24 protein-coding genes are annotated in these 22,691 nt (G+C 40.8%); 14 read left to right on the forward strand and 10 right to left on the reverse strand.

Features of this window, described 5'->3' with window-relative positions:
- Positions 1 to 113 precede the first annotated feature (113 nt).
- Positions 114 to 1,865: a nitrate/nitrite two-component system sensor histidine kinase NarQ gene (gene narQ / locus ACGEDC_RS04540; RefSeq protein WP_394496730.1), complete on the forward strand. Its 1,752-nt coding sequence runs from the start codon at positions 114 to 116 to the stop codon at positions 1,863 to 1,865.
- Positions 1,858 to 2,487, forward strand: a complete 630-nt coding sequence (locus ACGEDC_RS04545) for a response regulator (protein ID WP_055025117.1) — start codon at positions 1,858 to 1,860, stop codon at positions 2,485 to 2,487. Before narQ ends, ACGEDC_RS04545 begins: the two co-directional genes overlap by 8 nt.
- Positions 2,488 to 2,584: 97 nt before the next feature.
- Here the strand turns inward: ACGEDC_RS04545 and ACGEDC_RS04550 are convergent, their stop codons facing one another.
- Positions 2,585 to 2,953, reverse strand: coding sequence for a YacL family protein (locus ACGEDC_RS04550; protein WP_394496733.1), 369 nt, complete (start codon positions 2,951 to 2,953; stop codon positions 2,585 to 2,587).
- Positions 2,954 to 3,146: 193 nt separating this feature from the next.
- Here ACGEDC_RS04550 and ACGEDC_RS04555 point away from each other — a divergent pair, with 193 nt between their 5' ends.
- Positions 3,147 to 4,115: a zinc transporter ZntB gene (locus tag ACGEDC_RS04555; RefSeq protein ID WP_394496735.1), complete on the forward strand. Its 969-nt coding sequence runs from the start codon at positions 3,147 to 3,149 to the stop codon at positions 4,113 to 4,115.
- Between the two features lie 79 nt (positions 4,116 to 4,194).
- Here the strand turns inward: ACGEDC_RS04555 and fkpA are convergent, their stop codons facing one another.
- Positions 4,195 to 4,953 carry an FKBP-type peptidyl-prolyl cis-trans isomerase gene (gene fkpA / locus ACGEDC_RS04560; protein ID WP_055025114.1) on the reverse strand — a complete coding sequence of 253 codons (759 nt, stop codon included), beginning with the start codon at positions 4,951 to 4,953 and terminating at the stop codon, positions 4,195 to 4,197.
- A 149-nt stretch (positions 4,954 to 5,102) separates the two neighbouring features.
- On the opposite strand from fkpA, the gene ACGEDC_RS04565 reads away from it, so the two are divergent.
- The 6 genes from ACGEDC_RS04565 (at position 5,103) to pepN (ending at position 11,749) form a co-directional block, all read left to right on the forward strand.
- Positions 5,103 to 6,068, forward strand: coding sequence for a WD40 repeat domain-containing protein (locus ACGEDC_RS04565; RefSeq protein WP_055025113.1), 966 nt, complete (start codon positions 5,103 to 5,105; stop codon positions 6,066 to 6,068).
- 33 nt (positions 6,069 to 6,101) lie between these two features.
- Positions 6,102 to 6,314: a SlyX family protein gene (locus ACGEDC_RS04570; RefSeq protein WP_055025112.1), complete on the forward strand. Its 213-nt coding sequence runs from the start codon at positions 6,102 to 6,104 to the stop codon at positions 6,312 to 6,314.
- A gap of 133 nt (positions 6,315 to 6,447) precedes the next feature.
- Positions 6,448 to 7,029 carry a peptide deformylase gene (def, locus tag ACGEDC_RS04575; protein WP_119968008.1) on the forward strand — a complete coding sequence of 194 codons (582 nt, stop codon included), beginning with the start codon at positions 6,448 to 6,450 and terminating at the stop codon, positions 7,027 to 7,029.
- Positions 7,026 to 8,393: a COG3014 family protein gene (locus tag ACGEDC_RS04580; protein WP_055025111.1), complete on the forward strand. Its 1,368-nt coding sequence runs from the start codon at positions 7,026 to 7,028 to the stop codon at positions 8,391 to 8,393. The genes def and ACGEDC_RS04580 overlap by 4 nt, the downstream gene beginning before the upstream one ends.
- 39 nt (positions 8,394 to 8,432) lie before the next feature.
- Entirely contained in the window at positions 8,433 to 9,026 is a 594-nt protein-coding gene (gene lpoB / locus ACGEDC_RS04585) for a penicillin-binding protein activator LpoB (RefSeq protein ID WP_174567611.1), read from the forward strand.
- Positions 9,027 to 9,112: 86 nt separating this feature from the next.
- Positions 9,113 to 11,749 (forward strand): aminopeptidase N, encoded by a 2,637-nt coding sequence (gene pepN, locus ACGEDC_RS04590; protein WP_394496740.1) that lies wholly within the window; start codon positions 9,113 to 9,115, stop codon positions 11,747 to 11,749.
- A 150-nt stretch (positions 11,750 to 11,899) separates the two neighbouring features.
- Here pepN and ftsZ read toward each other — a convergent pair whose 3' ends face one another.
- From ftsZ to ACGEDC_RS04610, 4 genes are all read right to left on the reverse strand, one after another.
- A complete protein-coding gene (ftsZ, locus tag ACGEDC_RS04595; RefSeq protein ID WP_394496742.1) occupies positions 11,900 to 13,093 on the reverse strand; it encodes a cell division protein FtsZ in 1,194 nt (397 codons plus the stop codon).
- Between the two features lie 52 nt (positions 13,094 to 13,145).
- Complete coding sequence (locus ACGEDC_RS04600; protein WP_372037112.1) at positions 13,146 to 14,153, reverse strand: helix-turn-helix transcriptional regulator; 1,008 nt, start codon at positions 14,151 to 14,153, stop codon at positions 13,146 to 13,148.
- A 143-nt stretch (positions 14,154 to 14,296) separates the two neighbouring features.
- A complete protein-coding gene (locus ACGEDC_RS04605) occupies positions 14,297 to 14,611 on the reverse strand; it encodes a hypothetical protein (RefSeq protein ID WP_394496745.1) in 315 nt (104 codons plus the stop codon).
- The gene (locus tag ACGEDC_RS04610) at positions 14,608 to 15,426 is read right to left on the reverse strand and encodes an endonuclease/exonuclease/phosphatase family protein (protein ID WP_394496747.1); all 819 of its coding nucleotides are present in this window, start codon (positions 15,424 to 15,426) and stop codon (positions 14,608 to 14,610) included. The genes ACGEDC_RS04605 and ACGEDC_RS04610 overlap by 4 nt, the downstream gene beginning before the upstream one ends.
- Before the next feature lie 278 nt (positions 15,427 to 15,704).
- On the opposite strand from ACGEDC_RS04610, the gene ACGEDC_RS04615 reads away from it, so the two are divergent.
- The 5 genes from ACGEDC_RS04615 (at position 15,705) to ACGEDC_RS04635 (ending at position 19,736) form a co-directional block, all read left to right on the forward strand.
- Entirely contained in the window at positions 15,705 to 17,084 is a 1,380-nt protein-coding gene (locus tag ACGEDC_RS04615) for a DUF4397 domain-containing protein (protein ID WP_394496749.1), read from the forward strand.
- A gap of 150 nt (positions 17,085 to 17,234) precedes the next feature.
- Positions 17,235 to 17,885 (forward strand): CIA30 family protein, encoded by a 651-nt coding sequence (locus ACGEDC_RS04620; RefSeq protein WP_080916654.1) that lies wholly within the window; start codon positions 17,235 to 17,237, stop codon positions 17,883 to 17,885.
- A gap of 98 nt (positions 17,886 to 17,983) precedes the next feature.
- A complete protein-coding gene (locus tag ACGEDC_RS04625) occupies positions 17,984 to 18,592 on the forward strand; it encodes an HAD family hydrolase (protein WP_394496752.1) in 609 nt (202 codons plus the stop codon).
- 409 nt (positions 18,593 to 19,001) lie between these two features.
- Positions 19,002 to 19,142, forward strand: a complete 141-nt coding sequence (locus tag ACGEDC_RS04630; RefSeq protein ID WP_156003341.1) for a hypothetical protein — start codon at positions 19,002 to 19,004, stop codon at positions 19,140 to 19,142.
- 378 nt (positions 19,143 to 19,520) lie between these two features.
- A complete protein-coding gene (locus ACGEDC_RS04635) occupies positions 19,521 to 19,736 on the forward strand; it encodes a TIGR02450 family Trp-rich protein (protein ID WP_055025103.1) in 216 nt (71 codons plus the stop codon).
- Between the two features lie 195 nt (positions 19,737 to 19,931).
- On the opposite strand, the gene ACGEDC_RS04640 is transcribed toward ACGEDC_RS04635, so the two are convergent.
- From ACGEDC_RS04640 to ACGEDC_RS04655, 4 genes are all read right to left on the reverse strand, one after another.
- Complete coding sequence (locus ACGEDC_RS04640; protein WP_394496754.1) at positions 19,932 to 20,702, reverse strand: J domain-containing protein; 771 nt, start codon at positions 20,700 to 20,702, stop codon at positions 19,932 to 19,934.
- 639 nt (positions 20,703 to 21,341) lie between these two features.
- Positions 21,342 to 21,647 carry a DUF1330 domain-containing protein gene (locus ACGEDC_RS04645; protein WP_192021525.1) on the reverse strand — a complete coding sequence of 102 codons (306 nt, stop codon included), beginning with the start codon at positions 21,645 to 21,647 and terminating at the stop codon, positions 21,342 to 21,344.
- A 78-nt stretch (positions 21,648 to 21,725) separates the two neighbouring features.
- The gene (locus ACGEDC_RS04650) at positions 21,726 to 22,400 is read right to left on the reverse strand and encodes a nitroreductase family protein (protein WP_055025100.1); all 675 of its coding nucleotides are present in this window, start codon (positions 22,398 to 22,400) and stop codon (positions 21,726 to 21,728) included.
- A gap of 88 nt (positions 22,401 to 22,488) precedes the next feature.
- Positions 22,489 to 22,653, reverse strand: a complete 165-nt coding sequence (locus ACGEDC_RS04655; RefSeq protein WP_080916659.1) for a YbaM family protein — start codon at positions 22,651 to 22,653, stop codon at positions 22,489 to 22,491.
- Between the last annotated feature and the right edge of the window lie 38 nt (positions 22,654 to 22,691).

Raw genomic sequence — 22,691 nt, forward strand, 5'->3', positions numbered from 1 at the left:
ATGTTAATATGTTGTACATCACATTTTTGATTATCTGTTAATATAAAACAGTCATCGCTAAAGTAATATTTGGCTATTATGAGCATTAAAAACAAACCAAAGTTGGATTTAAAATGACAAAACGAGGCAGCCTAACCTCCACTATTCTTAGACTAATGTTAGTCCTAATTTTCATTTCTTCCAGCTTGGCGGTGTATTCAATTATCAACCTTACTTTCAGTATTGGTGATGCCCGAGCAATCAATGCATCAGGCTCGCTCCGTATGCAAAGTTATCGGTTAAAATTATTTTTAGACAGAGATGAGAAATTACTGAATGAAAAGATAAGTTTATTCGAAGCAACACTCCACTCTGAAGCGTTAGAACGCTCATTAACTTGGTACAGTCCTGATGACTTGTCGCAGCAATATTTATTGGTCATCAATAAGTGGGAACAAATGCGCTCCCATATTGAAAATAATCGACAAGATTTGTACTCAGCTTCGTTAAAAGATTTCGTTGATACAATTGATTTATTAGTGCTTGAAATGGAGCGCTTTGCAGCGCTCAAACTGCGTATTTTGGTCATAGGCCAAATCATCGGGTTATTTTTAATGTTGATTGTTGCCACCGCTGCTACCCGATACACTCGTATCAGAATGGTAGAGCCTATACTCCAATTGATGGATGTCGCTAACGCGATATCTAAGGGCAATTTCAAGGTTGATGTACCTCAGACAGAATATGTAGAGCTACATGCACTAGGGGAAGCTTTCAAAAAAACCGCCTCTGAGCTCGATACTCTATATCAAGATCTTGAGGGACAAGTGAATGACAAAACCATTGCGTTAACCCGTGCAAATAATGAATTAAGCTTCTTATACGACAACCTTATTCGACTTCACGCCGACAGCTTAGATTATAAATCACTCAGTTCAGCACTCACTCATTTACAGCAGTTTGAAGATTTAGATTATGTCAGGCTGGTTATTGAACATGTTGATAACTCGGTCGATTGTATTGAAGCTGACAACGGCTGGATTGATACTAATAAGCAAGAACACACTGCTGATACAGCCCAAGAAGCACAAAATAAACCGGTAAAATATAACCTACAATTAGAAGATAAAAGCCTAGGTTATATTGAGGTAATTTCGCATAAACCACTCAATAATATGCTATTTGTTAATTTTGCTATGATGCTAACCCGCTCAATTGTTATTCATAATGCGACAGAGGAAAGACAGCAACTAGCATTAATGGAAGAACGAGCGGTAATAGCCAGAGAGCTCCATGATTCATTAGGACAACTTCTCTCCTATTTAAAAATTCAAGTCAGTTTGTTACGCAAACAAATGGACCCCAATTGTATTACTGACAAAGTTGAAACCCAGCTGATAGATATTAATGATGGAGTGAGCACCGCATACGGCCAGCTTAGAGAACTTTTATCAACCTTTAGATTAACCATCAAAGATCCTAATTTAGGCCAAGCAATTGAAGTAATGTTAAGCCAATTGCGTAAGCAGTCTGGTATTGAAATTAATCTTAACTATCAGCTCTCACCACACTTACTGGCAGCGAAACAACATATCCATGTTTTACAACTGACACGTGAAGCAACAATCAACGCAATCAAGCATGCAAAACCTTCAAAAATAGAAATTGATTGTTTTTTGGCAGATTCTGATATGATACACATCAATATCAAGGATGATGGAATTGGCGTGTCGCATCTAAAAGAACGAGATCAGCATTTTGGTATTGGGATCATGCATGAACGTGCAACTAAACTGCATGGCAGCGTCAAGTTTGATAATAATCCGAAGGGCGGCACAACAGTCTCTCTCGTATTTCCACCCCAGCAGGAGCCTCTAAATGGGTAAACCTTATTCAGTATTAGTAGTAGATGACCACCCGCTTCTTCGACGTGGTATTTGTCAGTTAATAACCTCAGACGGTGATTTTAAACTGTTTGGTGAAGCAGGAACGGGATTGGATGCGTTAACCGCCATCGGTGAAGACGAGCCGGATATTATTCTGCTCGACTTAAATATGAAGGGCATGTCTGGCTTAGATACACTTAATGCAATGCGCCAAGAAGGAGTAACAGCCCGCATTGTTATTTTAACTGTATCAGATGCCAAACAAGATGTTGTTCGTCTGCTGCGAGCTGGCGCTGACGGATACTTACTCAAAGACACTGAGCCTGATTTATTACTTGAGCAACTTAAAAAAGCCATGCTAGGTCATCGTGTGATCAGCGACGAAGTTGAAGAGTATATTTACGAGCTAAAAAATGCTGACAATGATGAAACTTGGATAGCATCGCTCACACCACGTGAGCTGCAAATTCTTAAAGAGTTAGCAGAAGGCAAGAGTAATCGTGTTGTCGCAGAGGCGCTGCACATCAGTGAAGGCACAGTAAAAGTGCATGTTAAAAACTTACTCCGTAAAGCCAATGCAAAATCCCGTACAGAAATGGCAGTAAGATATTTAAACCATTAGTGTTCAAACTGACTCAAAAAAGGCGAACCCTTAGGTTCGCCTTTTTATTGAAATGTAAACATTGAATACTTTATCTATTGCTCGTGTAAGCAAACCGCTATTGCTTAATAAACGAAATCCAGCTTTTTAGCGCTGTTTCAAAATCCTCAAGCCCACAAAACGATTCTGACTCCGCATCATACATGCTCATCGCCTCTTCTAGCTCAAAGTCTTCGTCAAAATCAATCGCGTTAACAAACACTCTAACCTGCTCACTATCAATGACCATAGCTAAGTCTTCGCTTTGCATTAACCATTCATTTTTCTTACTCGCACGAATAAGCTCGATTTGAGCTAATATCGCTTCGCAACGATTAACATCAGTAGCCAATTGCTCAGCAAAAAAACGCCCTAATATGGCATGCTCCATGCTAAATTCAGCAAACAAAGTGCCGTCTAAACTGTTACGGCGAAACTCGTATTCCATGATAAAACTCAACTATAAGGCTTTGTTTTATTTTAACCGAAATTCCGGAAACCTGCTTAGTTAAGACATGTAAATAATGAAAATGTCCTGACTGAATAAATTCACTGTATTTCGCCTTCAATGCTAATATTATTTTCATTAAGGATTAAACCCCAAATAAATAATGCTACAACAATAGGATACAAGGATACCTATGGATACAGGCTTTATATATTGCTTATTGTTAACGGGATCGAATGCGGGTAAAAGTTTATCAGCAAGTGAGCTTGAACAATGGCAACCTAATGACGGATTACTTTGGGTGCATCTTCGTTATAGCCATCCTGACGCTCAACAATGGATCATTAACGCCCAGTTGCCTCAAACCGAAACTGACACATTATTAGCAGAGCACACTCGCCCTCGTACATTGAGCTCTCCTGATGGTATTTTAATGGCACTGCGCGGTATAAACCTTAATCCTAATTCAGCGCCTGAAGATATGGTATCAATGCGAATCTATGCCCAGCAACATCGTATTATCTCCACCTGTGAGCGCCAACTGCAATCGGTTAAAGATATTGCCGAGCAGATCATTAACCAGCCTAATAGTATTAACTCGAGTGCTAACTTTTTAGTGTCTTTGTGCGAACGATTAACCGAAAGAAAAATGGAGTTAATCCATAACCTTGAAGATGAACTCGACACCTTAGACGATCAAATCACCTTACCTAGCGCGGCAACGCTGCGAGTGGATATTGCTGAATTAAGAAAACAAACAGTGACCCTAAGGCGTTACTTCTCACCTCAAAGAGACGCATTATCTCGACTGCTCAATGATAGTCATTTCCTGTTTGATAATGAGCACAAATTACGCATACGTGAGATAAATGAAACCTTAATCAGAGTCATTGAAGATCTTGATGCTGTGCGTGATAGAGCAAGCGTAACTCAAGAGCAATTACAATCTCAGCAGTCAGAGCAGCTTAATAAACGGTTATATTTTCTTTCGTTAATCTCTGCGGTGTTTCTACCATTAGGTTTTTTAACTGGGTTACTAGGGGTCAATATTGGTGGTATTCCAGGCACTGACATCCCTTGGGCTTTTTCGGCATTTTGTGCGGGATTAATTGTTCTTATTGCGCTGCAAATGTGGCTTTTTTATCGCCTCAAGTGGCTATAAAGCCAATGTAGATAAATGTTCAGCCAGTACTTAGGCATAAAAAAAGGACGCGCTCAGCGTCCTTTTCTTTTAATCACAATTACTGAGCAGCTGGCGCTTCTTCAGTTTGTGCTTTCTCGATTGAAAGTAACTCAACTTCAAATACTAAAGTTGAATTAGCTGGAATAGTACCAGTATCACGTTCGCCGTAAGCAAGTTCTGATGGGATAACGAACTTGTACTTAGCGCCAACAGGCATTAACTGAACACCTTCAGTCCAACCAGGAATAACACGGTTTAATGGGAATTTAGCTGGTTCGCCACGGCTGTATGAGCTATCGAACTCAGTACCATCAATTAACGTACCTTTGTAATGTACTTCAACCGTATCTTCAGCAACAGGCGTTTCACCTTCACCCGCTTCTAATACTTCGTATTGTAAACCAGATTCAGTTGTAACAACGCCTTCTTTCGCCTTGTTAGTTTCTAGGAACTTTTTACCTTCCTCAACTGCTTTGCTCGCCATTAACTCAGCTTGCTCTGTGCGTTTTTCACTTAGCTTAGCATCAAGTCCTTGAAGTACTGTTTGCATTTCTTCTTCAGTTAACTCAAGCGTATCAGCTAGTCCATCACTGAAACCTTGAATAACAAGAGCACGATCAACAGCAAAACCTAGTTCTTCTTGTTCAGTAATATGACCTGCCATGTAACGACCAATTGAGCCACCAACACTGTAAGCTTCTTTTTGTGCATCAGTTGTTAATTCAACTTTCTTGGCAACAACTTCTTGTTCTTGGTTACATGCAGTAAGACCAACAACAGCCAATGCAACTAACGATAATTTGTAAATAGATTTCATTAAAGCTTCCTCAGCGTCCTTTAGCGGTTACAATAACCGGTAGGTAAAAATTTTGTATATATTTGGCCACTTTATACTAAATAAAGTGTTTTTAGCAATGGCCTGAATGATAACGCAGCCATTAAGACAACTTTTATAGGAGCAAGTTCATGTTTCGACTAATTATGCTGATTTTATGCATTTGCTCACTGACGGCCTGCCAGCCCAAGGCTGATAACGTCTTTAGTATTACGACTGACTCGAGCTATAGTGCGAGCTTGTCTCAAGATGCGCAGCTTGCCCTCGTCAGTACTTCAAGTAATGGGGTTCAATTATGGGATCTCAAGGAAGAAAGCTTAAAATATCGCTGGCAACACAGTAACAAGGCCGATAATACTATCAATAATGTGTTTGATACTGCATTTTCAGCCAATGCTCACTATGCAGCAACACTCACAACCGATTCATTAGCCATTTGGAATGTCGAAACAGGTCAATCTATCGGTTGGTGGTCACTGCCAGCATCGGCACAGTCTGTTGCGATTGCCAACAACGCCCAAACGTTAGTGGGATTAATTGATGGTTCTGTCATGTCACTAGCACCTGAGAAAAGTCTCATTAAATTTTTAGGCCATAATGAGCGCGTCTCGAGTGTCTCTATTTCGGCAGATGGCCAACGTGCATTAACAGGCTCTAATGACGGACAAGTCATTTTATGGCAAGCCACTACAGGGCAACCGATTCACCAATGGCAGTTCAGCTCTCGTATCGGCAAAGTGCAATTAAATCAAAGTGGCTCACTCAGTTTCGCGAGTGATATTACCGGAAATGGAAATATCTATAACAACAGCGATGGCAAAGAAGTCACTTCATTAGCCATTAACCGCCGTCAAATGACCTTCAGCAGTGCTAGATTTATTCATCAGGATAAAATACTCGTCACAGGGTCACCCTCAAAAGAAATTATCCTTTGGCAGGTGCAATCGGGTAAAAAACTGGCCAATAGACAAATTCAGTTAACTAAAAACAGTCAAAATAGAGGCGCCGTTGTATACTCTATTGCAAGTGATGCTCAGCAAAATTTAGTCAGTATCAGTAATCAAGGTTTAGTTGAGTCATGGGGACCTCTACCTTAAAGCAATTCATCCCCATCAATGTGAGAGAAAAACATGCAAGATATGCAACAAAAAATTGATGATTTAGAAATGAAAATCGCTTTTCAAGATTCAACAATCGAAGAGCTAAACCAAGAAGTCATTAAATTAAATGATTTAGTTGCGTTCCAACAACATCAAATGTCATTAATCGTCAATAAACTGCAAGCGATGGAGCCAAGCAATATGGCAACCCAAGCAGAAGAAACACCACCGCCACACTATTAATGTGTCATTGCATTTTATTTGTTACATTGATTACTCATGAAATCAAAAACTAAGGTGTCCTAAGCAAAACGCGATGTAAGTTTGTGCTACACCTAAGTTATACAAGATTAACTGCAAACATTTAAGGAACGTTATGCCTGCAAGTGACATCATGACAATAGCCCAAACTGGCGAAACAATTTTAACCCGCCAAACACAAGCTGTGGTGACATTTGATCAAGCTTTAGTTCAGCTTGCTAACAGTATGATAGCAACAATGAACGCGGCTCATGGAGTGGGGATTGCAGCCCCACAAGTTTTCAGTAATTTAGCTATCTTTATCATGCATTCTAAACCTAACTCTCGTTATCCTGGCGCGCCACTCACCCAAGCGACTGTGGTGGTTAACCCGCAAATTATTGCGGTGTCTGATGAAATGGAAACAGAGAATGAAGGCTGTTTATCTATAGCGGGACAACGTCTTGAAGTAACACGACATAAAAGCATCACTGTTCGTTATCAGTCACTTCAAGGCGATAGTATCGAGCAGCAATTGGACGGTTTTATCGCACGAATTTTTCAACATGAGTTTGACCATTTGCAAGGTATTACCTTGCTTGAACGGGTCAAGATGCCAGAACTGCAATATGTCAATCAAGCTGACTTTCCGATACCCAACCAGTCATACAATAACTTACATTCTCCATCACTCGACGGGCAAGGTGTGAGCCAATGAATAAATTGCTCAGTATTGCCTTAATCTGTTTCAGCTTAACTGGCTGCGCATATAATAGCGTTTTAATTAATTATCCATCTCAAATTGCGCCGATAAAACAAAACCTAGCCAGTCCCTCACCTGCAGCCAAACTGCCTGAGCTAGCAGCACAAATCGACAGTAACGATGGCTTGTTGTATGCACAAGAAGCGGGGAGAGTCGCTCAAGTCTCTGGTAACTTTGAAGCCAGTAAAACCTACTATGAACAAGCGATTAGCGCTTATAAAGCCTTTGATGACAGAGCCACAATTAGCGCCTCTGATCTGACTGCCACCGCCAGTAGTTTAGTATTAAACGATAATGCCATCCCTTATCGTGGACCGGGTTATGAGCGCATTATGGTGCATCAATATCAAGCCTTTAATTATCTCTTTTCTGGCGATGCACAGGGTGCATTAGTCGAAGTTCGCCGCAGTAACCAACTGCAAAGCAGTGAACAAGCACGCTACCAAAAATCTCAAAAGTCAGTTAGAGCAATGGCTAACGGTACGATTGATAGCGAAATTAACAAACTAGACCAAGCGACAGGTACTGTCACTAGCTCGTTTTTGAATGCTTACAGTTATTACACCACAGGCTTGTTGCATGAGTTATTAGGTGAGCCTAACGATGCGTACATTGACTACCGAAAAGCCGCTCAAATCACTCCCAATAATAAGTACTTGCAACAAGACCTAGTTAGACTCGCCAAGCAACTTTCCATGCCGCAATATGATGAATTTAAACGTCGTTGGGGTGATGCTATTTTACCTAAAAAAGGTCAAGGCCAAGTGGTTATGGTGGTTGAAAAAGGCTTTGTACCAGAAAAACAAAGCCTAACGGTCCCCTTCACTATTGATGGCAACTGGCAAACCGTGTCACTTGCAACTTACCAGCCCCATAGGCAACAAATTGCACCATCCACAATCCAAGGGCTCGGAACCGTTTTAAAAGCGGAACCTATTGCCAATATCGATGCCTTAGCAATTAATGCATTAAAAGAAGATTTACCTGCAGCCTTGGTGCGTCAAGCTGCGCGGGTCTATACTAAGTCTGAAATGACTCGAAGCGTCGAAAGTGGCAGTAAACGCCGTAATAACGAAGCAGATGCGGCGGCAATATTAATGCAAATTTTTAACGTTGTGACAGAGCAAGCTGACAGACGAAGTTGGTTAACCTTGCCCCGACAAGCACAAATTGCCCGCCAGTACATAGAGCCAGGCGAGTATCAAATCCGTTTAGGCAACAGTCCTGCGGCTAAAATTGATGTAAAACCAAACCGTGCAACATTAATTTGGGTGATAGAGACTGGAAATCAAACCCGTTTTTATTCAATAATTATCTAACTCGACTATTTATAAGTCATATTCAATATGGAACTTACTATGAAACATTTTAAACTGATTTTTGTTTTAGCCGCTGCAATCGGGCTATCAGCTTGTCAATCTAAGGTTGAGTATGGCGACGCAACTGAAGTAGAAACCGTCAATGAAAACTTTGGCTCAACTGATTTGCAAGCTATTGCTGCTAAAATGGTTGATAGCATGTTGACCTTCCCACCAGTGATTGTAATGACTCAAAACGATCGCCCAATTATCTTCGTCGACAAAATTAAAAATAAAACCTCAGAGCATATTGATACAGAATCTGTTACTGACACTATCAGCAACAAGTTACTTCGCTCAGGCAAGTTCCGTTTTATCGATATGACGAAAGTGGATGCTGTGCGTAAGCAGCTAGATTACCAAAACAATGCTGGTATGGTTGACCCATCAACAGCGATAAAGTTTGGTCGCCAAGTTGGTGCGCAATACATGCTTTACGGCAACTTATCTAGCATCGTAAAACAAGATGGCAGCACAAAAGATGTTTACTACAAAATGACTATGCGCCTAATGGATCTAGAAACAGGTCTAATCGAGTGGTCTGATGAAAAAGAAATTCGTAAAGTAAAATCTAAGTCTTTCTTAGGTCTATAGACCTCTGATACCATAAAATTTAGCCGACCTTGAGTCGGCTTTTTTATAACCGTGAATATAACAATAATAAATTTAGGGAAGAAAAAGTGAAATTGTTTAAGTCGTCAATCGTCGCGCTAACTTGTGCCGGCCTGTTTGCTTGCTCAAGTACATCCAATATCCGTCTTACTGAGCGAGATGGCAGTGCTAATATTAGTCAGCAACAAGCGATGGCTCGCTCAACTATCATTTCTGAAGTCAACTACCAACTGCAATTTACATTAACTGGCGACACTCATTTTAATGCAAATACAACAGTAGACTTTATCCTCAGCAATAATAAAGAGCCGCTTACTCTGGACTTAAACAAAGCCAACGTCAGTAAATTTGTGGTGAATGGCAAAGCAATCTACCCCAACTACAATGATGCTTACCTCACCATTAACCCTCAGCTATTAAGTACGGGGCGCAATACCATTGAAGTGGAATATAGCCGTGAACACAGCACCAACGGTGAAGGCTTACACCGTTTTGTTGACCCTGTAGATAACAAAGTTTATCTCTATTCACACTTTGAACCAGCAGCAGCTCAACAAATGTTTGCCGTATTTGACCAACCAGACTTAAAAGCCACCTATAAGATTAGCGTCACAGCGCCTAAAGATTGGCATGTCATTAGTACCATGCGTGAAACACAAATCGACGAGCAAGCAGATAGCAATGTTTGGACTTTCCCAGTTACCCCTAAATTAAGCCCATATAACTTTTCTATGCACGCAGGGCCTTACCATGTTTGGGAAGATAATAGTGGCAAATACCCTATGCGACTATTTGCTAGGCAGTCTGTCGCCGAGCAAGTCACCGCGAAGGACTGGTTTACCTACACTAAGCAAGGCCTAACCTTTTTTGATGACTACTTTGGCATCGAATACCCTTTCAAAAAATATGACCAATTATTAGTGCCAGACTTTTTATATGGTGCAATGGAGAATGCAGCAGCAGTCACCTTTGCAGAAAACCGATTCATGTATAAAGACACGATGACCGCAGCGCAAAAGCAGCGACTTGCTGGAGTTATTATGCATGAAATGGCTCACCAATGGTTTGGTGATTTAGTCACGATGAAATGGTGGAATGGCTTATGGTTAAATGAAAGCTTTGCATCATTTATGGGTACCTTAGCAACCAGTGAAGCCACTGAGTTTACCCATGCATGGCGTACATTTTACGCCCATGGAAAACAAAGCGCTTATCGTCAAGATAGCTTAGTGACGACTCACCCAATAGAAGTCCCAGTCCCCACCAGCATGAATGCATTTGATAATATTGATGCTATTACCTATTACAAAGGGGCGTCAACACTAAAGCAATTACGTCACTTACTGGGTGAGGACACTTTTCAGCAAGGGGTTCAGCAGTACCTAGAAAAATACAGTTACCAAAATGCTGAACTCGATGACTTTATTAGCAGCTTGGCACAAGCCAGTAACCGAGATTTATCTCAATGGACTCAAGCGTGGCTATATCAAGCTGGTGTTAACACACTTGAAGCAGATTTTCGTTGTGAAAATGGCCGCATAAGCCAATTCAATTTACTGCAAACTGCGCCAAGCAACGAGCTACCAACTTTACGAGAGCAACGAGTTCAAGTCGCCCTATTTAATGTTAGTCGTTATTCTGTCCACTCAGGTCCTAAAGTTGCCGTGACTTATAAAGGCGAGAAAACTGCAGTGCCAGAGCTTATTGGTAAGCACTGTCCTAATTTGGTTTACCCAAACTTTGATGATTGGGGCTACGTTAAGGTGACTCTCGATGAGCAGTCATTTCAAACCGCTAAAGAGCAGCTAAGTAAAGTCAACGATCCGTTGCTTAGGTCAATGTTATGGCAGAGCATGTGGGATAGTGTTGCTGATGGAAAAGCGTCTTTAAAACAATTTATCAATGTTGCACTGGTTAATGCTCCTAAGGAGCAGGATTACACTATTTTAGGGCAAGTTATCGGCAACTTGAAACAAGCACAACGATACCTGAACAGTATGGCGCCGAATCATCAAGCCTATGCACAAAAAGTTAACCGCGCGCTGAGCCAAATGAGCTTACGTATGGCTATGCAGCATCATGATAACCCTGACTTCCAACGTCGCTGGTTTGATAGTTATATCGCCATGGCGAACAGTCGTGACGCATTAGATCATTTAGCCGATCTTCTTAGCGGCCATAGTGCGATTAGAGGCTTGAATATTAACCAAGATCTACGCTGGAAAATCATTATCCAACTTAACCGTTATGATTACCCAAATAGTGCCAAACTACTTGCAAGAGAGAAACAAGCAGACAGTTCTGATAGCGGTCAAAAATCTGCAATAGCGGCAGAAGTCAGTCGGCCACAAGCGCAAATAAAGCGTCAATGGCTACACAATATTGAACACGATACAGACATGCCTTTCTCTAAGTTACGGGTGGCGATGAATTATTTATACCCAAGTGAACAAAAGCTACTCAGTGCAGCAACGGCAGAAGAGCGCTTAGCCAATATTGCAGAAACAGATAAAAAGGGCCCAGTATTTATGCGGGCTTACAATCGCGCGTTAATCCCAACAGCTTGCAACAATGCCAATATTGCAGCCATCAACCGAGTATTAGACACCGAAACGGGCTTATCTCAAATGACGCGTCGCGCACTACTTGAGGTACGCCAAAAAGAACAAGGGTGCGTGAAAATCAGTGAAATGCTGAATCAATAAGTTATTATTGAAATCGCTAACATATCAAATGCCGTTTCTTCATAGAAACGGCATTGTTTTATTGAGGCGAAACCTCTTGTAATCTATTGCAAAAAACCATTAAAGCAATTAAAACCATTTTCTTGTCATTTATTACTAACTAAAAAATAACTAAGCTGCACCATCATTAAGGCATCGCTTAAAAACCCTGTTTGGGGAGCGACGGGTTATCGTCGGGGTATCAAACTCAGAAGATGAATATGATGTAGTTTGAGGATTTTGTGATTTTTCGGCTAAAAAATCATGTAGGTTCAATAATTCTGATTGGCCGAACCTCTCATCAGTATTGCTTGCTACTGTATCTCCTATTCCACTTGCCGCTTCCTTTTCCTCTTTATTTACCTCTTTGTCTCCAATACCTGTTGCAATCACCATTAACTCAAGCTCAGATTCAAGTTCAGGGACAATAGTCAGCCCAATAATGACCACCGCTTTATCAGCTAACGCTTGTTGTAATACTTCACCTATTTTATGGTACTGACTAAGCTCGATTTGCTCTGTAGCCATGACACTGACAATGGCACCTTTTGCAGAAGTTAAATCAATATCTTCCAATAATGGATTTTTCAGCGACTTATTGATGGTGTGCTGTAACTCTTCATCAGCAGCTTGCCTTGCCACCCCCATCGCCGCGCGGCCTCGATGGCTAACCACGGTAATAAAATCATTTAAATCGATATTAATCAGTCCAGACTGACTAATAATGGTCGTTAATCCCGCTAAAACATCCTGCAAAATTCGATTACTTTCAAAAAAAGCATTCACTAAAGTAATCTTTTTATCCAAGGTTTTAGCAAGCTTATCATTAGGCAACACAATCACTGCCGATGCGTGCTGCATCAAATTATCTATGCCTTCTTTTGCCAGTTGATTTCGTTGCAGCCCCTCAAAGCTAAATGGCGTGGTAACCACAGCAACCAAAGGCTTATTTAATTCTGCTGCTAAGGAGGCAATAAAAGGAACCGCCCCCGTTCCTGTTCCGCCTCCCATACCACCAGTGATGAAAATGACATCAGCTTGCTGGATATGCTCTCTTAATTGTTCTTCAGACTCTTGCGCCGCAGCATATCCCTTTTGAGGATCGGCGCCGGCACCCAAACCTTTTGTCACTTCGTTGCCGATTTGTAGGCGTGAGCTGCACGCTGATACGGCCAGTGATTGCGCATCGGTATTCACAGCAATCAGCACGACATTGTCACTTAATGAAGACTGGCTTAATTGATTAATGGTATTGCATCCACAACCTCCGACGCCAAAGACGGCAATACAAGGGGCTTGGGGATGTTTAGGCTTAATATCTAACATAAGTCACTCTCCTTACGATGTTATCAATAGCCTAACCTCAAGGTGCGACAAACTAAGTCGTAACGTTTTGATACTGCCTGGACATTTTATTAATTAAACGGACAAAGTGATCCCTGAGCCTTTCTGGAGCAATAACTTCAACGTTGTCAGCCATCTCCCATAAGAAAGCTCTTAGTCTTGGTGTATCACTCACACTGGCATTTACCTTATATTGTCCACTTGATAAATATTCAATGGTTTGGTTTTCGCTGAGTTTAGATTGATGGAAGATGAAATTAGCTTTTGGCGATACGTGTAACTCTATATCAATTAACGTCGATGAATTATCAATACCAGTTCGAGCAATATCAAAATCATCTCGAGTAATTGCTGGCGTCTCAAGCAGGCGAATATCTCTTAATTGCTCGATAGACTGAACATAGCGTTTTTCATGAGCAGACCCAACAGTAAAAGCCAGTAAAGCGACCCCCTCTGAAATAGTGATACCTTCGGGATTTATCGGTTCGTAGTTAATCCAATAACTTTGACCTTTAATCATTTTTTGAATTTGGCAAGCCAGCTGGCGCTTATGCAGTAATGCATACTGAACCGTCTCAAACGCTTTTGGATCTTGCTCTGCGTAAATAAGCGGAAAGGGCTTGGGTAACTGAGCAACTCGGCAAGCCCAATACAACCATGGATTATTAGGATCGCTCGCCAACACTTGATCAGCTCGTTCAAAATATGGCGTAAGCTGTTTTAAACTTTGCGGAGGCAATAACTGACTGGCGCTGTGCTTGAGCGTATGAAATGCGAGCGCCATATGTTGATCCATCAAAGTCAGGTTTAGCCCACGCCAGCAAGCTGCAATTGACCAACCAAATGGTTTATTGCGATCATCCAATTCAAGACCAAATAACCCCATGTCACACATTGCTTTCAGTTCGCGCTGCACAGTTCTTAAACCGACATCAAAATCTCGGCTATTGAGCCTGTCTGTCAACTCATTCGCCGTTATACGCCTAGGGTGATTAGGTATTTGTTCAAGCATGGCAAGTTGCCGCTGAATATTGGTCTGCATAAAGCATCATCTCCATTTCTAGAGTATTTAGCTTAATACTAACCTGCGACAAAATCTGTCGCAGCAAAATATTTTTATTTAAAAATAAATAAGTTACTTATAGAAATAGATGAGAATAAACAGGTTGTATTGGACAAGCTGAGTTAGCTTCGCAATGTGAATGTCATCATAATAGGCGCATGATCTGTGCTGTCACTGTCCCGCTCGTATTCAGGTCTCACAAGGTGACGATCATGGGTTTGATAATCACTGACTTCGGCAAGGTTTTTAGGATGGCTAGCATCGAATTCACATGAAGCCAAAATATAATCCAATACTGAACCAGTATTGCCAAAATAGTGAGTTGCTTGACGTGCATATTTAAGAGGGTCTACAGGTGGTAAAACATCTTCTGCAATATCGGAATCTTCATCATGCAAACCTGACTCATACTCATCCTGCGCTAAAGTAGCATTCAATTTTTTCTGGTCTGAAACAGCTCATATGTATCGAACAAACTGAACTCAGCAAAAGCGTCAGCTAACATTTTATCGTTCAATAATCTCAAGCTAGGATCGATAATATCATTACGAAATACTCGCTTACCGTTCGCTCTAAAAGCCTCTAATGCTGTGCTTTGCAACGTGTCATTAAAGTCACCCATTAATATTACTGGCAGCTGAGTTTCAGTGCGCTGCTTGGTGATTTCATTAAACAATAAAGCCGCTTCACTCCCACGTTGCATATTAGACGCCCAACTACCAAGTGCTTGGCGAGCCATTAAATCGGCGCCACCTTGCATACCTGACTCGGCCAGAGTATCGACTCCCATGCCACTGCGTTTAGATTTTAAATGCACCACATAACACTCGCACTCTCCAAACTCAGCTAATGCAATTTTTGCCCGTAAAGGTTTACGACTAAAGCTAAAGTCATTAGCAATCCCCATAAGCGGAAACAAGGTCGCATCAGGTGTCACTAATGCGGATTCAATAATGGGATATTTGGATGCAATCGCCACCACAGGGCTTTGATAAACATAATCACTGATTAAACTAGGCTCATCTAAAGCGGCAAAATATTGATACCCTAATGGTGCCAATAACGCTTTTAATGCATCCGGACTAAACACTTCCTGAAAACCAATAATGTCGGGTTGATGCGCAGCTAAATAATCGCAAATCCAACCGCATTTTTTCTGCCATTGTTGATGAGAATAGATATTTTCAAAGTCATAATACGCTGATGGCGGTTCAATAAAATTAAATAAATTAAACGAAACCACTTTAAACATTGGTGATTTTTTTGCTCATTGTTACTTCTTTTTTGAGTCACGAAAAATGCCTTAAGAACCCTATTCTACTTACAGATTAAAACTAAAAAGATCGAGTGTCGATGATAATTATGCTTCCATGCTGCATGGTCTTACTTATCTCAATTGAACAATTTCAGCAGAAAAAAATGATCCTAAATTAGCAATTGCCGTATTACCTCTCGAAATCAGCGCCTGAATTCAGCAATCAAACAGAAATTAAATAGCTCGTTTAAGAAACACATTTTGAGGAAAGAACGATGAAAAGGATCTACTCTCTTGCACTATGCTTTTCACTGATTGGTTTAACCGCTTGTTCAGATGATGACGATGATACGATCACAGCAGCTGATTCCGAAGCTCCAGTTGTTACCTATGCAGACATTCGTGTAATCCACGCTGGCAGTGATGCGCCAATGGTCAATGTCACCGCAGACGGCGCAACGTTACTCAGTGACGTAGACTATGCAATGTCTAGCGGCTTGTTAGAAGTCGCCACCAACACCTATGCAATCGCAGTTGACGCACAACTTGCTGACGGCACAACGCTTACAGTACTTGAAGCAGAACTTGCAGTGGCTGAAGATATGGAATATACCGCCGTTGCTCTGGGTAAGGTAAGTGACGAAACCTTAATGCTTAAACTCATTGCAAATGAAGAATCTGACATCACTGCTGATAACGCTCGAGTACAAGTGTTACATGCTACACCAAGCGTAGGACTTGTTGATATATATGTGACAGAACCAATGGCCGATATCACCATGATGGATCCTACCCTGTCAGCCAACTACATGGACAACAGCGATCAATTAGAAGTCCCCACAAGCGACTACCAAATTAGAATTACTCCAGCAGGAGACAAAACGGTTGTTTTCGACTCAGGAACGGTCAATTTAGCTGCTGGAATGGATTACTTTATCTCTGCTATTCCAAATGAATGGTCAGGAGACTCACCAGTCGCCCTACTTGTTGCACTACCAGAAGGGCAAGTCCTTCTGAATGACGTTAATAGTGGTAGCGATATTCGTGTCGTACATGCAGTAGCTGATGCCCCTGCTGTAGATGTATTCTTAGACGGCAGCACAACACCAGCTATTGATATGCTGTCATTTGGTAATTTCGCAGGCTACGTCAATATTCCAGAAGGTATGCACACTGTGACGGTAGCAGCAGATGCTGACAATTCGGTCGAGGTGATTAAAGATGCAGCTGTCGATCTGATGCAAGGCGCCAGCTATTCAGTCCTCGCTGTTGGCTCTCTTGCTGACAATGATATTAGCCCATGGGCTTTTGCAGAGCACACTCGACGCATTGCCACTGAAGCAAGACTAAATGTTATTCACGCATCTTATTCTGCTGGTAATGTTGATGTCTACCTAACACCAACAGCCGATATCAGTGATGCTGATCCAGCGCTAACAGATGTGCCATTTAAAGCAGCATCAGGCAGTTTAAGTGTTGCACCAGGTGATTACACCGTAAGTGTAACAGTAACAGGCACCAAAACCGTCGCCATAGGCCCACTTGCCGTATCATTAGCAGGAAATGGGTTATACAGCGTAGCTGCCGTTGATGCAGAAAATGACACTTCAATGTTCACTGTCATTTTAATGGACGACTTTATTGCCGAAGAATAGGCACCCAACACTGAAATGACTTTTCATTACTAATCTCCGTCCGACCCTTTTGCGGCTTATCTTTCACCCGAGATAAGTCGCTCTTTTATCCTGTTTTTACGTGTTGCTTTACACTCATCAATGTTGCCGGTTAAGCAAAAGGAATCAGATATGATAGGCTTGTCCATAAAATCAAACCAACATTTTACCTCGTCAGGTGGTTTATTCGCACTTGTTGTTAAATGCTTGTTTGCTATAGCCGTTTACGGTTTTTTACTCTCCAGCTTTGGGAGCCGTGCCATGGAAATACAGTTTGCCTCTTCAGATAAATTAACCCCCGCAAGGATAAGCAATGACTCTGTCATGGGCGGCATATCCTCTAGTCAAATTGAAATTAACCATAGTGCCACGACAAAAGCCGATATTAACTCCTCAGGACATGTGCACTTTAGCGGTCAAGTGTCTTTAGAAAACAATGGCGGTTTTGCCTCAATGGAGTATCAAATCACTTCATCCATTCCCGCAACAAAACAAGTCAAATTAACGGTACTGGGCGACGGGAAGCAGTATCAGCTAAGATTTAAAACCTCGGAGCTTTCATTTGGTGAAGCCTATGTAGCCAACTTTGAAACCACAAAGGGCCAAGTCACCGAGCATTTATTTAGCCAGACCGATTTTGCTGCCCAATTTCGTGGAAGAAGTATAAACGCACCAACAATCGAATTTAATAACGTTAATCGAGTGGGATTTTTGATTGCGAATAAACAAGCTGGCGCATTCTCATTACAGCTAGACAGTATTGAATTTGAAGAGCATGATTAATGGGTGCTTCTATGCTGTGCGAGTTAGCACCAATATGTGCTAAAAATCAGCTGAAGTCACTTTATAAAGTGAATGTAAAGTAGGAATAAGGACCACTAATGAGCCCATTAACAGGTATTCAGGGTGTTATATTTGATTTAGATGGCACATTAGTAGAGTCGGAGCTTAACTTTACCCATATAAAACAAGAGTTAGCATGCCCGCTTAATATCGATATCTTAGATTTTATTGATGCATTACCAACTCATATTGAAAGACAACGAGCACACGATATCATCATTCAACATGAAACCAATGATGCTCAAAATGCTAAAGCCTTACCCAATATGCACCCGTTACTCAACACCCTTAAAACCTTGTCATTGCCTTGTGCCATAGTCACTCGAAACAGCAAAGCAGCCACAGCCACTAAACTTACCCAAAATAATATTGATATTGATTTAGTCTTAACCCGAGAATGTTATCCTGCAAAACCCGCTCCCGATGCGCTACTGGCGATAGCTAAACAATGGCAATTACCCGCTAAGAAGCTCATTTATGTAGGTGATTACCTCTATGATATTCAAGCGGCTAAAAATGCTGGCATGACATCTGTTTTTATCAATCATCATAAGCAACCCGATTATCAAACACAGGCTGATGTCATCGTCAATAATCTCGCCCAATTACAACAGGCAATACAAGCTTCGAACCCTGCATCAACCTAAAAAAGCGAATGAGACCATTATTTTCGATAAATGTATTTCAACGAAAGGAATATTTTAACGAAGAGGCCTTGCCTAACTTAGTGTACATACCCATATTAACTAACCACTCAAATGACAGTTCAAATCAAAAACAACCAAAAATAAAACCTACCTTACGCAGTAACATTGCCAACCAATGCGTTAAAAAAACACCAGACTCTTAACAAAACTGATTCTAGGTTGTTAAGTTTTATCTCACAAACGCCAAAATTAGAGTAATAACTTTAAGTTTTGATGGTTTATTAATCTGTTCTTGCTAATATTCGCGCCCCTTAATCAGCTAGCCACTGAAAATTAATTTTTCGATAGTTGATATCAAGTGACCTATAGATGTCACTTAATCCCATTGTAATGACTAAGAGGTAAACAAATGAGCGAAGTAGAAGTGTTTCTTGACATGTTGTGGAGCGAGAGTGGAGCGATGGTGTTAGGAATGATTGGTTTTTATGCACTTTGCTTATCAATCGTTTGCCTAGTATGCGATAACATGAAACAGCCTACTGCTGAATAAACCAACGCTTTATTTAACCAGCGAAATTAAACACGTAGCTAGCCTTTTGCTAAGCTACGTGTTGTTATTTTCCCCCATGAATCATAACTTAACTGCTGTCAAAGTAGGTAAGCTCCTAAAGCCCTCAACACTCATCATCTGGCTTGGTTGCTAGTGACGCATTTATTCATTTCAACAAAATGCCCAATATCATGCCCCTTTGCACTGAGTTCAGCATTCACGAATAAGAAATAGTGAACCCCATAAGCGGTTTTTCAGCATTCTTAACTAAAGCGTTAATCGCAGCCATTGGGCAATGAACTTTATTAGAAATGTCTACGTATGAAGTTAATATGCCTAGCAAATTACTGTCCTTAGCATTAACTATTAAGGAAAATGATGAACCCTTTACACCCTAAAAAGCTATTACACAGCAAGTGGACTAAAGTAAATGTCACCCAAAAACTTAAACACTTTTCGGTGATTAAGGTGAGTAAGGACGAAGATCAGAATGTCACAGAGTGCATTATTCGCGCTGAAATGAATGCACAAGAGTTTTCTATTAATTGGCGAGATTTAAAGGACAATCGTCAATGGCTACAAGGTTGGAAGTAAGCACTGAAAATAAGCCCTGAAAATAAGCTCTGTAAATAAGCCTAACCAGTGTTTATGCACCTTAAAAAGCAACAATGGAAACACTCACAAGCAAGCATAGACTCACCACGATGACGGCAGCGCCTTTACATACTCCTTTTTTTGTTACGCTCAAAAGGGGCTCATTTAGCTTTGTTGCACTTTTTGCCCTTGGTGTTACCTGAGACAAGCGATGTTCGCCTTCAATCTGTGTAGATATGTCTTCTGTTGACGCTTGGGAAGAGATCGACGAAGTCCCCCCTCTTTTTGAGTCGTTTTTCTGCGTCGATGATGACTCGAATCGAAGTCATTTTGATTATGCTTAAAAATAGATTCAGTTAAATCAATGACTTCATTTTCAATGTTGACCTCTATCCCTTGTAGCTTAAATAACTCATCGACAGTCACTTTTTCTGACACACTTGCTGCACTAAGTAAGCCTTCAGCCAAAGGTTTGATATTTTGCTCCTCATCAAAAAAGCGTCGTATATATTGGGCACACATGATGTATGCCAAGCGTTCCGCCTCTTCAAAACGCTGACTTTCAATTAAGTAAGCCTTAAAAGAAATTGCTAATACCATAGACAAACCAGAGAGGTTATCAAAAAGCTCTTGTAATTGAGGGTATTGCTCAACCCGTTCAGTCCATTGAGCCATGTGGTCGCCATCAACTTCAAACTCATAGTCCATATCAGGCACATCGACTAACAGATCAGAAGATTTATTCTGCTGATAGTGTTGCCATAATTCATCGTAGGCACGGCGTTTGGTAACGGACTTTAGGATGTCATAGGACACTGCAATGTTGGCAAGTTTGACATCGGTATCAGCATATTCACTTTGATAATCGTCAGAATGATAAAATAAATATAAGCTTTCGTAGGCTGCTGATATTTCCTCAGCATCTGCATCTTGGCTTATTCCCAACGTCAAATATAAGTTTTCCATGAACGCCCTAGGCAATGTGATATTGTTCTGCGCCATACTAATCAGCACAGTAAAGTCATTTACAGTTAATCGATATAGGGTTTACTCGCTAATTTATCGTGAACGACATTAAGAAGCTGCGCTAAAAACCCATCCCCCAAAACTATAGCGACCACCACTATAAATAACCGTTGCCCAGCTCTAAAAAACCATCAAAAATTAAATAAATAATTGTAAAAACAGTTCATTAACTCATATGTCACTTTATTTATCGCCATCAAATTATTGAATAGAATGACGTATAAAAAATGGGTTTTGTTAACCAAACAACGTTAGAAGTCGCGGCTTATAGAAATTATTGAATACAAGCTATTCCAAAGATAACAAAAACAAAGGAAGGACAAATACACAGTCATAAGACTTAGTATTAACACATAGATATCAGCACATTGAAGTGAGCATCAGAAGTGAGTCCCTAAAGTAAGTCGAAAATGATTAGTGACTGATGCTAGATAACCTATGTAAGAATTAAAATGTTTAAGATTTAAAAGGTGTAAGGTTTAAAATGGTAAGTCGACATCATTAGCAAGAAATAAAACACGTCTTTATCACCTGCATATGCCATAGCAGATCATTTCTCCTATCAATACGTAATCTTCATCATAGCGTCGTTTCGTGTAAGCCAATCACAGTAGCATGAGACACTGAATGCATAAAGTGACGCTGTTTTACAACTAAGTACTCAGGATCATTAAAAAATGTGTCCATTACCGTCTGCGAGGGAAACTCGATGGTAAATACCCTATTAATATGATGTTCCGTTTTACTTTTTAGCACTTTTGAGACTTCAAAATCGTAACCGAAACTGCCACCATAACGCGTCAAAATCGGCATCATAGCTTCTCGATAACGCTGATACTCAGCGGTATCACTCACATGCAACCCCATTATTCGCTGAAACCCCATGTTTGCTCTCCTGTAAACGTTAATATTTGATGCTTATGATCGCCTTTAGTGGGCCTGTGAACAGGCCCATTAAGTGAATTAATCAATAAAATCACTTATCTCAGGCAAACTTTTCTTATCAAGAGCATGTTGTGGCACCGTGGCATTTTCATCAGGATAGCCAGCAACAATCAACATATATGGTCGCTCATTATCGTTATCTCGACCGCACACTTTACTTAAAAATGACATAGGTTTAGGAGTATGCGTTAAAGTACCAAGGCCTGCATTGTGTAACGCTTGCAGTAAAAAACCAGTCGCAATACCAACCGATTCATGCACATAGTAATTTTGCTTCTGCTCGCCATTATCTTCGCTACGTTTTTTAGTAAAAACGGCAATCAACCAAGGGGCTGTTTCAAGGTAAGGCTTGCTGGCATTGGTACCTAAAGGCTTTAAATTATCTAGCCATTCCTCACCACCTCGCCCTGCATAAAATGCTTGTTCGATGGCTTCTGCTTGCTCACGAATTTGTGCTTTCACTTCAGGGTTACTAATAGCGACAAAATGCCAAGGTTGATGATTAGCACCATTTGGCGCAGTCCCAGCAGCTAAAATACATTGTTCGATAATCGCTTGTGGCACAGGTCTATCAGAAAATTTCCGAATAGAATGACGACGTTTCACATTTTGATAATTGGACTTAGCCCGCTCAAGCATTTCATCTTGAGGGTATTCGATAAAGTCTGTTAATGGCAGGTGCGCTTCAGTCATAAATGTTCCTTATTATTTTAGTTCGATCTTGCTTAATCACACTTGGCTTATTGCTACTCACATACTCCTAAGCCATACGACACACAAACTATTGCTTCTCTAACTTCTTTTTAAAATCATCTAACGTAATTTGTAATGCTTCAATTGCGGTCACTGTATCTATGTTGTTTTCTTCAAGTAATTGAATCAAATCGACTGCAAGTTGAATCGATTTAGGTGCGTCATTTAATGATGCGTGTTGTTTGTCGGTCATTATTTACAAAGCCATCCGATATTAATGCAGTGTCATGT

The sequence above is a fragment of the Shewanella sp. ENK2 genome, from assembly GCF_043568515.1.
GTDB classification, from domain to species: domain Bacteria; phylum Pseudomonadota; class Gammaproteobacteria; order Enterobacterales; family Shewanellaceae; genus Shewanella; species Shewanella japonica.